The following is a 13,961-nucleotide window of genomic DNA, read 5'->3' as shown; positions in this document are numbered from 1 at the left end:
GGGCAGCGGCTCGTGCGGGAACCAGAGATCGCACTGGACCTGGAACCCCGGCTCGTGGACCAGACGGTCAGCCGGGTCCGGCGGCGCATATTCAGGCCGGATCGCGGCGACCTTCGCCCGGAACAGCGACGCGGAACCGGACCAGCCCACCCGCTCCGCGAGCGTTGCGGCCGGCATCGTCGGCGTCTTCACCAACAGCTCCCGCACCCTGGGAGCAAACGCATCAAAACTCGATACTCCGGCCGCCCGCTGGTACTTCGGAGCCCGGTCCGACTCCAGCGCCCGGTCAACCGTTCCGCGGAAACCCCCACGATCCTGCCGATCTCACGCTTCGAGTGCTTGCCCGTCGAAAACAGGTGGCGTATCTCAGCCCAATCATCCAAATTGATCACCTTCCATGATGGTCGGTGGCCCTATTTTCAGTTGGCGTTTCTGGCCCTATTTTCGGTTGGCGTTAACACAGGTGCGGCCGGCTTCGAAGACGAGTTGCAGGAGCTGATGGGCCTTGCTGCCTCTGCCTTCCCACCAATTGATGAAGTCCATGGCGGTGAGGATCGGCGCCGCGTGTTGGGTGTTGCTGTACGTGTAAGCGTGTAGCAGCAGCTGTTCCGCCCACTCGACCCGGGACCAGTGCGGCTTGCTGTCTGTCTGGGCCAGGAGGACACGGTCCATGGGTTCGTCGATTCCGGGGATGTCCGCCATGAGTTGATCCCGGATGGTGGGGAACTGCAGGCCCGCGATCAGGCTGACGATTTGCTCGTCGGCCGGGAAGGATATTGATTCCAGCATTTCCGTCCACAGCGTCCGGGCCCGGTCTATGGCATCTCGGCTGTTCAGGCTCTGCATCGATTCCACGCAGCTTTCGACGGCGTCCGCGGTCTGTGTTTCCTTGGTCGAAGCCGGCAAGGTGATGCGGTTAGTTGGGGCGATGGTGCTGCCGCGGCAGACAAACTCGGCGTTGATCTGGCTGGACTGCGTTGAGGTTAGGGGCAGCGATGGTCCGCCCTCGGGGTCGCCGTCGTATTGCGAAACTGCGTCGTCTCCTACGAGGAGCCCTTCACGAATGGTGATTCCCCGCTCGGCCAAGGCCCCCGTTAGGGCGGCGATGGTTGCGGCGTGAGGCCTGGCACGCCCGGGTGTGGCGGGCAACGAAGTGTAGAGGGCGAAGACAATGCTGGCGGCCTTAGCGTCATGGGCTAAGTATCCGGCGATGGTTTGTGCGTAGCTGTTCTCCGCTCCGTGCTTCGGCAGGTCAACGCGCAGTGTGGCCCCGACGTGGTTGTCGACGAGGGTGATGCAGACGAGGCTTTCGCGGGGCCAGAACCCCAGGGTGTGTCCGATGAAACTGAGAACGTCTGCGAGTGATTTGATCGTGAACGTGTCCATGATTCTTCTCCTTACAGCGGCTGGCGGGCACCGGCCGTGCATGTCAGATTTTGGTGTCATTCTGATAGAGGATTCACCGCTGGGTACGAGGGGCCGGAGTGCAACTTGGGGAACCGGGCACGGTCCAAGATTTTGCGAGGAAATAAGCGACGAAGGAGCGCCGAACGAAATGTTGGATCGCGATCGGCGCATCGCGCCCTGGTTGCGCGGAGGGCCCGCCCAGCGATGATGGGGGATCAGAATGACAAACAGCGAAGATTCTTCCGGTCATTCATGGATGGCTTTTGGCGGCGCGGCATGACGCCAATGACAAGCGTCGGGACGCCTGCTTAAACGACGACGGACCGCCCCGCACTCGTCGAGCAAATAAGACGCCTGGCGTCCCTTGGAATCGCCGCGAACAAGTCCGCTCACGACTCCACCTAGACCAAACGTCAGGCGTATCCACCCTCTGATTCCTGCGTTGGCGGCGGGACCGGTCGATGCCGCGCTGGAGCTGGTTCTGCTTCCCCTTGGTATGCCAAACGCCGCAACCTCCGCCACCGATGCTGGCTGAGTCGGCCATAGCGGTCTGGCGAGTATTTCTGCTCATAGGCTCTTTTTGCCATCGACCCGCTTTCCTCGTCTCCTGCGAAAAATGCCGGGATTATTGGTGGGTTGGTAATCTTCTAGACTTGTGACCACCGTTGGCGCTCCACGGTAAAACCGAAAGGGACCTCGTCGCTGATCTCGAGTGAAAACGACGACATGCTTTCCCTGGTGATGAGGATGCCGCCCCTACGCACCTTGATGGCTTGATCCCTTAGCCTTTTCTCGGCCCGGTCTAGGACGAAGTCCATGCTGGCACGGTCTGTGGCCGTGACCTGAAGAACCGCCTTATGGGTGTCGTTTATTGCGCCCCCCGGTTTGGCGGGGAGAACAGCCCGATGTGGCGCCCCTGGTCGATGGCGGTGCCCTTTGGCGGCCAGACCGAGCGGGCCGGTGTCGATCACGGCAACTGGAAGATTGTTCGCTGAATCCATATGGTTTCCCCTGTCTCATCCGTAGGGCTGCTGCTAACGCCCCCCGCCTGCCGGCCCCCGGGGGGAAAGGGGCGCCGGTGGGAGGGTGTTAGCAGCAGCCCTGCATGTCATCCGGGCAGTCGTGGTGGCAACTCGAGTCACTGCTACATCCGGTCTTCTTTGAGCACCCGCCTTTCCCATTCGGGGCCGGGTCTCCGGGGGCTCGGTAGGGCGTACTTGGCGATCGGCGCGAAGGAGGCGGTCAGGGCCTCGAGACGGGTCACTATCTCGTCGCGGATCGGGCGGACGGAGTCCACGTGCTGCCCCGCAGGATCCTTCTGAACCCAGTTCGCGTAGCGCATGCCGAGAAGCAGGGCATTCCTGACCTCTGTCCGCGGTGCTTGCGAGGCGGGATTCCTTCGCTGCCCTGGTGGTCAGAACTCAAGGACCCGTGGCACGCCCGGAGTGAGCCATTCCAGGCGGTCAGTCAGACCGGCTCCGGCAAATGAAGCCGCGATCTCGTCTTCCGTTTCTGTGAAGTGCTCCCACGAAGAGAAATGGATCGGCACCACCGTGTGAGCGCCGAGGGAGGCAGTGAACTTCGCTGCGTTCGCGCTGTCCATGCTGATCATCTGGTCCCCGAGTATGGCGAACTTTGCCGCGCCGAGGTGCAGCACCGCCACTCCGACCGAGAATTCTTCCCCGATTTGGTCAAGGTCGCTTTCGTAAGTGGTGTCACCGGAGACGTAGAGAACCTTTTCTTCCCCGGGGACCCGGAGGATGAATCCAACCACGTCACCGGCCGGACCATGATGCGCCGGCGTCGCTGTGATGATCACGGACTTCTCCCCCACAGAGAATGTGTGGCTGCTCCAGGGGGCGATGCCGACCGCTTGGCCGCCCAGCCGGCCCGCACCGCTTTGTGTGGTCATGACGGGCTTTCCCTCCAGCAGCTTCCTGCCGGCCTCGTCGAGATTGTCCGGGTGTTCGTCGTGGCTGAGGAGCACGGCGTCAAATGGCGGCAGTTCGCTGGCGGATATCGCGGGCTCAATGGTGCTCCGCAGGACCACCGGCCCCGACACGTACTCCGTGGGGGCGGGGTCGAACACCGGATCGGTGAGGAATGTGAGGCCGCCGAATTCAACGAGCATCGTTGCGGTGCCGATATGCGTCAGGGTTGTCTGCATGGGTCTTCCTTAGATTCTTTAATTTCAACGTGCGGTCTTTTTTGCCGCCACGGACCGGTCCGCCGATGGGCGAGCCGGGAGAAGCGGTGTAGCTATGAGGCCAAGTCATAACTATACGGACGATCGTACAGTATGATTGCTGCTAGGTGCACGAGGAAAGTTCAAGATGGATGGCAGGACGCCAAGAGGGCTGAAGCCGGGAAAGATCGAACCGCTCGGAACCACCGCCAAGGGCACCGGCAGGGACGGCAAGAGACGCGCCCCATAAATTGCTTGGCACCGGACAAGAGGATGGATTTAGATGCCGTTCGATCAGCTTTTCGCAATACTCGCCTGCGCACTTCTGGCTGGCCTGGCCGTCTTTCAGGTCGTGCTTATCGCCGGAGCTCCGCTGGGCAGGGCGGCGTGGGGCGGTCAACACCGCGTCCTCCCCGCAAAACTGAGAATCGGGAGCGCCGTATCCATAGCCGTGTATGCGCTCTTCGCGTATGCGGCGCTGGCCAAGGCTGGCCTGGTCCCGGTATTGGTCAGCGAATCTTTTACTGCAATCACCATGTGGGTGATGACGGCATACTTCGTGCTCGGCGTTCTCATGAACGGGATCTCCCGCAGCAAACCAGAACGCCTCATCATGACCCCCACCACGATCGCCCTCGCGGCTATGTACCTCATCCTTGCGTTCCATTGATCTCCCCAACAATGGGGCGGTAGGACCGGCAGAGGGGTCGGCGTCTATTGACGCTCGAGGCCGACGTCGATGAGCCGCGCCACTGCATCGGGGTGCGTCAATGGTTGTGGTGGCCGGCGCCATCGATCACGTGGATGCGCACCGGATGCCCGTCGCGCCCAATCACGGCGGCGTGCTCCTTGTGCTCGGGCGTGGGAGCTCTTGACGGCTGGGGGACGTCAGTTTTCGCCGGTGATTTGAGGCGGGCCGGGACGCGCCGGCGTTCAAATGGTGGGGGAGCGGCGCTCAATCAGTATGGTGTCGCGCCACTGTTCGGTAAGCGGCCCGTGGGTCATCCTGGCGATACGCTGCCTGCGCCCGATGACGACATAGCCGTTTGCGAGGTGGAGTCTGAGGCTGGCTTCGTTTTCGGGGAAGACACTGGCCTGGATGGTCCAGATCCCGTCACCCTCTGTGGAGTCTGCCAAGGCCCGCAGCAGCGCTGCGCCCAGGCCTTGCCCGCGTGCAACGGCTGCGATGTAGACAGAGTGTTCGACCACACCCGAGTACGCGGGGCGGGCCGAGACGGGGGAGACGGCGGCCCAGCCAACGACCCTCCCTTCAGCGGTTTCGGCGACGAGCCGGTGGCCGGGCAGTCTCGAGGTGTTGAACTGCTCCCAGTCGGGCGTTTCTGATTCGAATGTGGCGTGGCCGGTGGCGATGCCTTCACGGTAGATCCGTTGCACGGCCGGCCAGTCGCCGTCGCACATGGGACGGATCGTGGCCGCGGACGCTTCCGGCGCGGTCACAAGTTGCTCAATCAAAAGCACGCTGACGGCCTGCGCCGCCGGGCCATCAACGGAGACATGTATCAGAGGGTCTGAAAATCCTTCTGTTTCGTTGCCCATTGAGATGGACTCACTTTCGTCGAAGGGGGGATCGAGATTGAGACGCGTCGTCGGATTGAGCCGTCTCCGGAAAAGCCGCCGAAGGTGTCTATCAATACCGATAGAGGAGTGTTGAACGGACAGTCCCGTCCGTTCCGGCTACTGCGCGGTTGCGAGTTGCGGTACCTGTTCGAGCAAGCCGGCGGTGGTCACTACCGTGGCGAACTCCCCGTGTAGATTCACCCCGGTTATCCGGGACAGGGAAGCTGCGGCGACGTTCTCACCGTCCAGGGCAATGCGGTCGAAGGTGTGGGTGGCATCCAGGGGGAAGAACACCCCGTAGCCGAGGTTGCCCCCGACTCGGGCGGTGGTCTCGCAACAGTGGTTGGTGGTGATTCCGCAGGCGACCAGTTCCTCGATGCCGTTTTCCTGCAGCCAGGCGTGTAGATCGGGAGTGCCGTGAAAGCTGGAGTTGACGCTCTTGCGCACCAAGAGATCCGGGGTGCCGGTGATGATGTCCTTGAACGCGTTGCCTGGGTTGTCCGGGTGCAGGGGCGAGGACGGGGCGGTGGAGTCGTGGCGTACGAAAACGATGGGGCGGCTGGTTTCTCGCCACCGCGTCAGCAGGGCAGCGATGTTTGCCTCACAGGAGGGGTTATCGCGCGGACCCCAGTAGGCGGCGTCATCGAAGGCCCTTTGGGCGTCGACGATCACCAGTGCGGCGCGGGGATCAAGGGTGAGGGGCGAGGAAGAAGTATTCACATTCGCGATTGTACTATACGATCGTCCGTATAGTTATCGACGCAGATTATCTCCCTCCCGGCTTGGGTGAAGCTGTGCGTTGAGGCCATTCATGCTCGGGTACCCGTATGCTCCTCACTACGTATGCCCTGGTGCCGGTCAAAAGCCGGGACGTTGAACTTGAAGATTCTAAGGACGAGACGTGGTTCATTCAATCCTGCTGATCTGTGGGAGTGTCAGGGTCGGTTCCATCAACGCGGCGGTCATCGCGACCGTTGCCGATCTGGTGAGGACCCCATTAGCCACCGATACTTACAACGGACTAGGTGGTCTTCCGCATTTCAATCCGGACCTGGATCACGATGCCCTCCCGGTGGAGGTCGCAGAACTGCGGGCGGCAATTCGAGATGCGTCTGCACTGCTGGTCAGCACTCCTGAATATGCTGGGGCGATGCCTGGTGCCCTCAAGAATCTGCTGGAGTGGACGATAGGCGGCGCCGAGATTTCAGATAAGCCAACAGGGTGGATCAATCCATCGACAACCCCCCTCAGGGCGGAAAAGACATATGCTTCGCTGGCGACCGTGCTGGGGTATACGGGTGCGACCCTGATAGATGGCGCCTGCGTCGACGTCCCCGTACCCAGGCAATCCATCGATGAACATGGACTAGTCCGCGACGAACTGATTCGTCGATCGATGTCCGGCGCCATCGCGGCGCTCACCCAGGCCATCGTCTAGAAGCTCCCGGCAACGGACGACGGGCCGCGATCACTCATTCTTCGGATCGGCCTTTGGCTGATGACCAAGTAGACGGAAGGGCGGCGCGGCGGCACCCGAGTGGTGAGCCGTCATCTGGACGGTGGTTCCTAAACGCGGCCGGTGCGGAGGGCTCGGGCAATGTCAAATCGGGCACAGCCTTCCACCGCTAAAGCTGCCAATTCCCAGTCGTAGACGACCCCTTAAATCTCGGCAAGCCACCGACCTGACGAGTCCTCCGCGATTGCGTATCTGGCGTGTGGGGTGCCGGATTCCATTAGGTGTGGAAAGAGTGCGTCGTCGTCATAGACGGGCCATCCGACGCTTCCGGGATTCAAGACGAGCGCGCCCGTGGAGAGCCTCATCGACCGCTGAATGTGGGTATGGCCGCAGAGAAGGAGTTTCCTCTCCGACTCGTCTCCCAGACGATCCATGACTTCTCTCTCGGTCGCGGGCCGCACCCCATCTGGGTCAACCTTCTCGAGCAAGTAGGTGAGGCCATCGGTGGGCGAGCCATGGAATGCGAGGACGTCCTTGGAAATCTCCAACGGCGAGGGCAAGGATTCGAACCAGTTAGAGTTCGGCTGTCATTGCGTCGCGGGCGAGGCGGTCCGCCAGGCCCACTTTGTCGGGGGAATCCGTGAGGACCTGACCCTCATGATTGCCCTGGACTGTTGGCGGATCCAAGGGGATGAGTCGATCCGCCGTCTCTTCGGTTGGAGTACGCCCGATAGGATGTCGGCCAGATTCACGGTGAGATCGACGTCGCGGGCAGGCAGATCAGCCAGGTCAGCGTTCAGGGCGCGCTGGTTTCCATCAACATCCGAGATAACCGAAATTCGCCTTCGCCATTTTTGTCCGTTTTGCTATGCGCGCTGGGCGTCCGCAAAGTGCACACAAGCCCGTTGCATATGCCAGCATTCCTTTCGCGCATTGGGTCTGTCGCGATGAATCGAATGAAGGACGGCATCCGACACCAAAGTGGCCGCATCCACGTCCTGTGATTCCTCTGCGTGAAGAATCCCTTCACGACTGTGGGCGCCGGGCGGGATCCTAGCTTCGCATCTGAAACGCTCGGCGATATTCCATCGGCGCCACACCTTTGACGTCCCGGAATCGCTGGCGAAAAGTCACCGGCGTCGCGTACCCAACGGCCCTGGCAATCTCCGCTATGGACGCGTCGCTTTCTTCCAGCAGCTGGCTGGCCTCGTCGATGCGCCAGTTCATCACCCATTGATGGGGTGTCGTTCCAGTTTCGGCCATAAACCGTCGAGCGAATGTGCGCTCCGACATGCATGCGTTCCGGGCAAACTCTGCCACCGTCCGCGTTCGGCGGGGGTCGGCCGCCAATAACGACCGAACCACATCCGAGGCTTCCCCGTCGGGTTCTTTCACGGCCACGGGGGAACGCACAAATTGTGCTTGCCCCCCCGCCCGATGGGGCGCCATGACCATCGATCTCGCTACCGCCGTTGCCGCTTGCCCGCCGCAGAGCATTCTTATGAGGTGGATGCTCAGGTCGATTCCCGCAGCGACGCCGGCAGAGGTCCATACGCGGTTGTTGCCGACGAAGAGCACCGACGGGTCAACGTGGACTTCGGGGTAACGTGCAGCCAGTGCGCTGGTTAGTCCCCAGTGGGTCGTTGCGGTCTCACCATTCAATAGGCCTGTTTCTGCCAAGACAAACGCACCCGAGCAGAGGGACGCGATAACGGCGCCGCGGCGGTGCGCTTCCGTGATCGCTCGCAGATACTTGGCGTCCGGGACCACGCTGGAGTTGCCCAGGCCTGGGATCAGGACGACGTCGGCCGTCTCAGCCCAAGCCAAGGGTGCGTCCGCGGCACAAAGGGCTCCTTCGGTAAGCGGAACGAGGCCGGTTTCGTCGGAACAGCGGCGGAGATCGATGGCCAGGGGCGGCGAAGAAAGGCGTTCTGGTGACCATGTTTCGGTGATGATGGCAACATCAAACAGCCGAGCGCCTGGAAGGAGGAGAAGGGCGACGGAGAGCATGAGATCAGTATATGGCTGGAAACAATCGGACAATGCCATGACTGCCACTCACCTGTGGCGAATGAGCGCAGGCAGAGTATTACCCATGAATACAGCTGATTTGCATAATGCTACTCACACAAACGCAGTGCACATATCGGCGCAGAGGTCGCTGGCCAGCAGCTGGGATCTCCGACTGTCAACTAATGCGGCACTCATCGTCATCGACGTGCAACAGACTTTTGATGATCACAGCTACTGGGGAGAACGAGACAACCCTGACGCCGAAAAGAACATCCTCCGCCTGGTCGAACGCTGGCAAGAACGTGGGCTTCCCTTTGTCATGGTGACACACACGTCCGAGCGTCGTGAATCAACGTTTCACCCGGGCCGGAGTAGTTCCCAACTCAAACCATTCTTGGCTGGCGTCCAACCGACTTTGGCCGTCACCAAGACGGTAAATTCCTCATTCTATGGGTCACCCGACCTTGCTGACTGGCTCACCACCAGCGGAATTACGGAAGTCGTCCTTTGCGGAATACAAACCAACATGTGCGTCGAGACCACGGCACGCATGTCCGACAACCTGGGATTCAGCACGGTTGTTGCCATCGACGCTTGCCATACTTTTGACCTTCTAGGTCCAGACGGTGTGGTGATGAAAGCGGCGGACCTATCTAAGGTCACAGCGACCAACTTGTGGGGTGGAGACTTTGCCGCCGTCGTGACGACCCAAACGATCCTTGAGAGTTTCTAGGGCAAGCTATCGGGGCGTACTATACCCGCCCCAACCTCGACTTACCCGCCATTCCCTAACCTTGAATTACCCGCCAATACTGTATCTCCGTCACACGCTGACGGATCCGTGCGGCCCGCATTGCGCCCCCGCCCGCTGCGACCGCCTGTGACAAGGAAGAAGCCTCATGTCTGAACGCACCACCTCGGCCGCTCCGGCCATTTCTGAATCTGACACTGCCGCCCCCACCCACGGTGACTCCGGCGCCGGGAACCGCGAACCGCACCTCGCTCGTGCCCTCGGCAACCGTCACATCCAATTGCTCGCCATCGGTGGAGCAATTGGCACCGGCCTGTTCATGGGGTCCGGCAAGACCATCTCGCTGGCCGGGCCGTCCGTCATCTTCGTCTACATGATCATCGGCTTCATGCTGTTTTTCGTGATGCGTGCGATGGGCGAAATTCTGCTCTCCAACCTGAACTACAAATCCTTCAGTGACTTCGCCGGCGATCTGCTCGGCCCCTGGGCCAGCTTCTTCACCGGCTGGTCCTACTGGTTCTTCTGGGTGGTCACTGGCGTTGCGGACATCGTCGCCATTGCCGGATACGTGGACAAGCTTGCGCCCGGCACGCCCCTGTGGATCCCGGCACTGCTCACCCCCGTGGTTCTGATCCTCCTGAACCTTCCCACGGTGAAGGCGTTCGGTGAAGCGGAGTTCTGGTTTGCCATCATCAAAGTGGTCGCCATCGTGGCCCTGATCATCACCGGCGCGGTTATGATCACCACCCACTTCACGTCCCCGAACGGCGCGAAAGCCAACCTGGCCAACATGTGGAACGACGGCGGCATGTTCCCGCACGGCATGTTCGGCTTCGTCCTCGGCTTCCAAATCGCCATCTTCGCGTTCGCCGGGATCGAACTGGTGGGTACCGCCGCCGCCGAAACCAAGGACCCGGAGAAGAACCTGCCGCGGGCCATCAATTCCATCCCGGTCCGTGTCCTCCTCTTCTACGTGGGTGCCCTGGTGGTCATCATGGCTGTCAATCCGTGGCGCACCATCGACCCCGCGAGCAGCCCGTTCATCGGCATGTTCACGCTGGCCGGGCTGGGGATCGCAGCAGTGGTCATCAACCTTGTGGTCCTGACCTCCGCCGCCTCCAGCGCGAACTCCGGAATCTACTCAACGTCCCGGATGGTTTACGGCCTCGCCCAGGACGGGAATGCGCCCAAGGCATTCGGAAAGCTCAGCACCCGTAAGGTACCGCAGAACGCGCTGCTGTTCTCCTGCATCTTTCTGCTGGCCGGTCTCATCCTGCTCTATTCCGGCGACTCCGTGATCGGCGCGTTCACGATCGTCACTTCCGTGGCGTCCGTGCTGACCATGTTTGTGTGGTCCATGATCCTGATCAGCTACATCGCCTTCCGCCGCCGCCGGCCGCCCTTGCACGAGGCTTCGGCCTTCAAGATGCCCGGCTCCGCTTTCATGCCGTACGTGGTGCTCGCGTTCTTCGTCTTCATGCTGATGGCTCTGGCGCAGGCCGATGACACCCGCATGGCACTCTTCGTGACCCCCGTGTGGTTCCTGCTGCTGGGTGCGGCCTGGCACTTCAACCGGAAAACCCCGCTCCAGCAGGCCCGGATTGTGGAATGGAAGGCCGTCCGCTCACAGGAGGAGGTCCGCGCGGCGGCCTGATCCTAGCGCTGCGACAAAGGAGCGCTGATACAAGGTGAGCTGATGCAAGAGGAGCCCCGGCCGGATCTGAACTGCTCCCCGAAAGTTGGACTGAGAAATCAGTTCTGACTCTCGGGGAGCAGTCTTATGCATGCAGGGAGTTCGTATTCGGAGGATCAGCGCGAGGCCGCTGTAGCGTGGTTTGAGATGGGCATCGCGGATAGCGCGGCCGCGAGGTACTGGGCGTGTCTTGTGGACCGGTAAGGCTTCTCTATCGGCGATGGAAGATCCATGGTCGAGGAGCGCTGGGGCCAAGCCAACGGAAAAAGGTGTACTCGTTCGGCTTCAAGCTCGCATAGGTCGAACCCTTCATCGCGGGTGAGGCTGCCCCGGATCTCGCGGCGGAGGTTGGCCTGTCCTCGCCCGGGATACAAAAAAGGTGGGCGCGTGAGTATCGCCGTGAAAGCCCAGATGCTTTGCGTCCCAAGCCTAAAGGCAGACCCAGGGCACCCGATGCCCCGCCGGCCGTGGAGATAACCGAGCTGGAGCGGTTGCGGCTGGAGAACGAACGGCTGCTGGCGGAAGTGGCTTACGTGGGAACATGGCGGGCCTTGAGTGCGCAAGAACGGCGGTGAGGCCTCAAGGCCGACTTTCCTCTCCCGGTTCCGCTGCAGGTGGCCGGTCTTGCCCGGTCGACGTTTTTCTATCACCAGACCCGCCTCCAGGCCCCTGATCCGGAAGAGGCGATCAAGGCGGCGGTCACGGAAAGTTTCCAGAAGAACCATGGCCGGTACGGGCACCGGCGCATCCACCCCGAGATGCACAAGCAAGGGTGGACGGTCGCGAAGACGACCGTGCTGAAGCTGATGCGTTCCCTGCGGCTCGTCTGCAAAGTCCGGCGGAAGAAGCGTTACAACTCCTACCAGAGCGAGTAGGGCAGGGTCGCCCAGAACGGAGTGAACCGGGAGTTCGAAGCTGACGCCCTGAACCGGAATTGGGTAACGGATGTGACTGAATTCAGCCTCGTTGACCGGAATCTCTACCCACCACCAGTCATGGACCTCTTCGACCGGCAGATCATCTCCTACTCCATTGGGACGTCGCCGAACCTGGAGCTCACCACCACCTCACTGCGCAAGGTGCCGGCCACGCTCTAGGGCGGGCAGCAACCGCCCCTGCATTCGGACCAGGGCTTCCGGCACCAGCACGTCTCGTCTCGGAACCTTCTGCAAGGCACCGGTGCGATCCAGCCGATGTCACGCAAGGGCAACTGCTACGAAAACGCCGTGATGGAGAACTTCCTCGGCCACCTCAAGGAAGAGCTCTTCCCGTATCCGGTTCCTCAGCACCGACGTGCTGCCGGCCCAGCTGAAGGAATACATCCGCTGGTACATCACCGAACTGATCTCGACAAAGCTGGAGGGCCTGAGCCCGGTGCAATACCGGACTCAGGCTCTCGCGGCTTAGGGTCTTACTTGGCCAGTCCAATACTCGGGGACCAGTTCAATCCTCCGGCCGGGGCACCTTGTCGTGCTGCTGCTGTGCCGTGGTGGTGCTGATATCCATGGAGACTGTATCCGATGCGGACCAGCGAATCGACACATAGCCGGTAGGTCAGGAATCTCAGATTCTGTTCGAGGCAGCTGCGAACGTCGTGGCGGAAGCCGATCAGGTGCAATGCGCACTTCCACCCGGCTCCGAGCGCGATTGGTCCGTCAAACCATCTTTCATCTGACTTTTAGGGCCTCTGGAGACGTGCGTGGCTGCGATGAGTGCAGCGGTTCCGGTGACGGCCGCCATGGCGTAGGCCATGGAGGTGTAGCTGCCGAGCCAGGTTGCGATTACTGAGCCGGCTGCCGGGGCGAGGGCGGCGGCGGCAGTGATGGGTGCGGCGAAGCTTCCCTGCAGGGTGCCGAGGCTCGCTGTTCCCCACCGGTCGGCCACGATCGTGGCTTGCAGTAGTGTCTGGCACCCGCGGACGGCACCGGCGAGCATGCCGGCGGCGACCAGCATGGGTGCCGGTCCTGGCAGGAGAGCCAGCACGAGGATGGCACCCGTGGCGGTTCCGGTGATGACAGATATACGTGCAGTGGCCGGGATGGTCGCGAAGAGCAGGCCGCCGCCGACCTCTCCTGCTCCTACAAGTCCAAAGCCGAGCGCGGCCGTGGTGTAGTCGGCGCCCTTTTCCATCAGCACAGGGATGATGTTCAGCGTCACGGTGTAGAGACCGAGGCAAAGCAGGACCATCAAGGCCTGCAGACCGATGAATGCAGGGCTGCGACGGACGGCTCCGAGCTCTGTCCTATCGGTGGCGTTAAGGTCCCGGCGCGGAGCTGAGGTCCATGATCGGTTGAGGTAACGGGCGTGCAGTGGAATTGTAATGACACCGAGCAGGCCGGCGAGAACCAGAAACGCGGCCCGCCAGCCAATGCTGTTGCTGAGGGCTGCGGTAAGGGGGGCGAAGATGGTGGAGGCGAATCCTGCGGTGAGGGTCAGGACGGTGAGGGGCCGGATGCGGGCGGGTCCGTACCAGCGGCTGATCATCGTGAACGCCGGCTGGAATAGCACCGCGGCCTGCGCGATGCCGGCGACCAGCCAGGCCGCATAGAACACAGGCAGGCTCGGTGCCAGTCCCACCACGACCAGGGCCAGCACGCCGGTGACGGAGCCTGCGACAATGAGGTTGCGCGGCCCGGTCCGGTCCAGAACACGGCCAACGAGAATACCGGCGGCGGCGGAGACGAACAGCGCGGCCGAGAAGGCTCCGGTGACGAGAGCGGGGTCCCAGCCCGTGTCCATGCTGATCGGGTGAACCGCGGCGGGCAGGGCGTAGTAGAGGATGCCCCCTCCGGTGGTCTGGGTAATACACAGCGCGGCCAGTCCGCCGCGCGGTGCACCCTCCGCGACCAGTGTCCGGGATATCTCCGGGGCAGTCATT

The 13,961-nt window shown here is 61.9% G+C and carries 17 protein-coding genes and 1 pseudogene; 8 read left to right on the top strand and 10 right to left on the bottom strand.

The window, feature by feature from the left end; all coding sequences use genetic code 11:
• The 5 genes and pseudogenes from BJG92_RS17450 to BJG92_RS17430 all read right to left on the bottom strand — a co-directional run.
• A pseudogene (locus BJG92_RS17450) lies at positions 1-192 on the bottom strand (IS21 family transposase); the annotation flags it as partial.
• Positions 193-438: 246 nt separating this feature from the next.
• On the bottom strand, positions 439-1,386 hold the full coding sequence (locus BJG92_RS17445; RefSeq protein WP_232085239.1) for a DUF4192 family protein: 948 nt from the start codon (positions 1,384-1,386) through the stop codon (positions 439-441).
• Positions 1,387-2,054: 668 nt separating this feature from the next.
• Positions 2,055-2,408, bottom strand: a complete 354-nt coding sequence (locus tag BJG92_RS17440) for a hypothetical protein (RefSeq protein ID WP_232085238.1) — start codon at positions 2,406-2,408, stop codon at positions 2,055-2,057.
• Positions 2,409-2,551: 143 nt separating this feature from the next.
• The gene (locus BJG92_RS17435) at positions 2,552-2,749 is read right to left on the bottom strand and encodes a hypothetical protein (RefSeq protein ID WP_232085237.1); all 198 of its coding nucleotides are present in this window, start codon (positions 2,747-2,749) and stop codon (positions 2,552-2,554) included.
• 72 nt (positions 2,750-2,821) lie between these two features.
• Positions 2,822-3,574 (bottom strand): MBL fold metallo-hydrolase, encoded by a 753-nt coding sequence (locus BJG92_RS17430; protein WP_232085236.1) that lies wholly within the window; start codon positions 3,572-3,574, stop codon positions 2,822-2,824.
• Between the two features lie 301 nt (positions 3,575-3,875).
• Here BJG92_RS17430 and BJG92_RS17425 point away from each other — a divergent pair, with 301 nt between their 5' ends.
• Entirely contained in the window at positions 3,876-4,262 is a 387-nt protein-coding gene (locus tag BJG92_RS17425) for a hypothetical protein (RefSeq protein WP_232085235.1), read from the top strand.
• 263 nt (positions 4,263-4,525) lie between these two features.
• On the opposite strand, the gene BJG92_RS17420 is transcribed toward BJG92_RS17425, so the two are convergent.
• Both BJG92_RS17420 and BJG92_RS17415 read right to left on the bottom strand, forming a co-directional pair.
• Positions 4,526-5,011, bottom strand: coding sequence for a GNAT family N-acetyltransferase (locus BJG92_RS17420; protein WP_232085302.1), 486 nt, complete (start codon positions 5,009-5,011; stop codon positions 4,526-4,528).
• 276 nt (positions 5,012-5,287) lie between these two features.
• Positions 5,288-5,890, bottom strand: a complete 603-nt coding sequence (locus tag BJG92_RS17415) for a cysteine hydrolase family protein (RefSeq protein WP_232085234.1) — start codon at positions 5,888-5,890, stop codon at positions 5,288-5,290.
• Between the two features lie 181 nt (positions 5,891-6,071).
• Between BJG92_RS17415 and BJG92_RS17410 the strand changes: the two genes are divergently transcribed.
• A complete protein-coding gene (locus BJG92_RS17410) occupies positions 6,072-6,608 on the top strand; it encodes an NADPH-dependent FMN reductase (protein WP_232085233.1) in 537 nt (178 codons plus the stop codon).
• A gap of 221 nt (positions 6,609-6,829) precedes the next feature.
• Here BJG92_RS17410 and BJG92_RS17405 read toward each other — a convergent pair whose 3' ends face one another.
• Together BJG92_RS17405 and BJG92_RS17400 are read right to left on the bottom strand one after the other, a co-directional pair.
• Positions 6,830-7,174 (bottom strand): metallophosphoesterase, encoded by a 345-nt coding sequence (locus BJG92_RS17405; RefSeq protein WP_232085232.1) that lies wholly within the window; start codon positions 7,172-7,174, stop codon positions 6,830-6,832.
• Positions 7,175-7,679: 505 nt separating this feature from the next.
• The gene (locus tag BJG92_RS17400; protein ID WP_232085231.1) at positions 7,680-8,636 is read right to left on the bottom strand and encodes a GlxA family transcriptional regulator; all 957 of its coding nucleotides are present in this window, start codon (positions 8,634-8,636) and stop codon (positions 7,680-7,682) included.
• A gap of 85 nt (positions 8,637-8,721) precedes the next feature.
• On the opposite strand from BJG92_RS17400, the gene BJG92_RS17395 reads away from it, so the two are divergent.
• The 6 genes from BJG92_RS17395 to BJG92_RS18665 all read left to right on the top strand — a co-directional run bounded on the left by BJG92_RS17395 (position 8,722) and on the right by BJG92_RS18665 (position 12,490).
• Positions 8,722-9,372, top strand: a complete 651-nt coding sequence (locus tag BJG92_RS17395) for an isochorismatase family protein (protein WP_232085230.1) — start codon at positions 8,722-8,724, stop codon at positions 9,370-9,372.
• 166 nt (positions 9,373-9,538) lie between these two features.
• Positions 9,539-11,044: a D-serine/D-alanine/glycine transporter gene (gene cycA, locus BJG92_RS17390; RefSeq protein ID WP_232085229.1), complete on the top strand. Its 1,506-nt coding sequence runs from the start codon at positions 9,539-9,541 to the stop codon at positions 11,042-11,044.
• Between the two features lie 350 nt (positions 11,045-11,394).
• Complete coding sequence (locus tag BJG92_RS18670; RefSeq protein WP_374199827.1) at positions 11,395-11,658, top strand: helix-turn-helix domain-containing protein; 264 nt, start codon at positions 11,395-11,397, stop codon at positions 11,656-11,658.
• Between the two features lie 39 nt (positions 11,659-11,697).
• Positions 11,698-11,958, top strand: coding sequence for an IS3 family transposase (locus BJG92_RS17385; protein WP_232085228.1), 261 nt, complete (start codon positions 11,698-11,700; stop codon positions 11,956-11,958).
• Between the two features lie 72 nt (positions 11,959-12,030).
• Positions 12,031-12,180, top strand: coding sequence for a hypothetical protein (locus tag BJG92_RS17380; RefSeq protein WP_232085227.1), 150 nt, complete (start codon positions 12,031-12,033; stop codon positions 12,178-12,180).
• 175 nt (positions 12,181-12,355) lie between these two features.
• The gene (locus tag BJG92_RS18665) at positions 12,356-12,490 is read left to right on the top strand and encodes an IS3 family transposase (RefSeq protein ID WP_374199826.1); all 135 of its coding nucleotides are present in this window, start codon (positions 12,356-12,358) and stop codon (positions 12,488-12,490) included.
• 201 nt (positions 12,491-12,691) lie between these two features.
• Here BJG92_RS18665 and BJG92_RS17375 read toward each other — a convergent pair whose 3' ends face one another.
• Positions 12,692-13,960 (bottom strand): MFS transporter, encoded by a 1,269-nt coding sequence (locus tag BJG92_RS17375; RefSeq protein ID WP_232085226.1) that lies wholly within the window; start codon positions 13,958-13,960, stop codon positions 12,692-12,694.
• Between the last annotated feature and the right edge of the window lies 1 nt (position 13,961).

Source organism: Arthrobacter sp. SO5 (assembly GCF_020532805.1).
In the GTDB taxonomy this organism is placed as follows: Bacteria; Actinomycetota; Actinomycetes; order Actinomycetales; family Micrococcaceae; genus Arthrobacter.
Note: the sequence above shows the minus strand (reverse complement) of the source record. Positions and strands in the feature narration are given on the sequence as shown.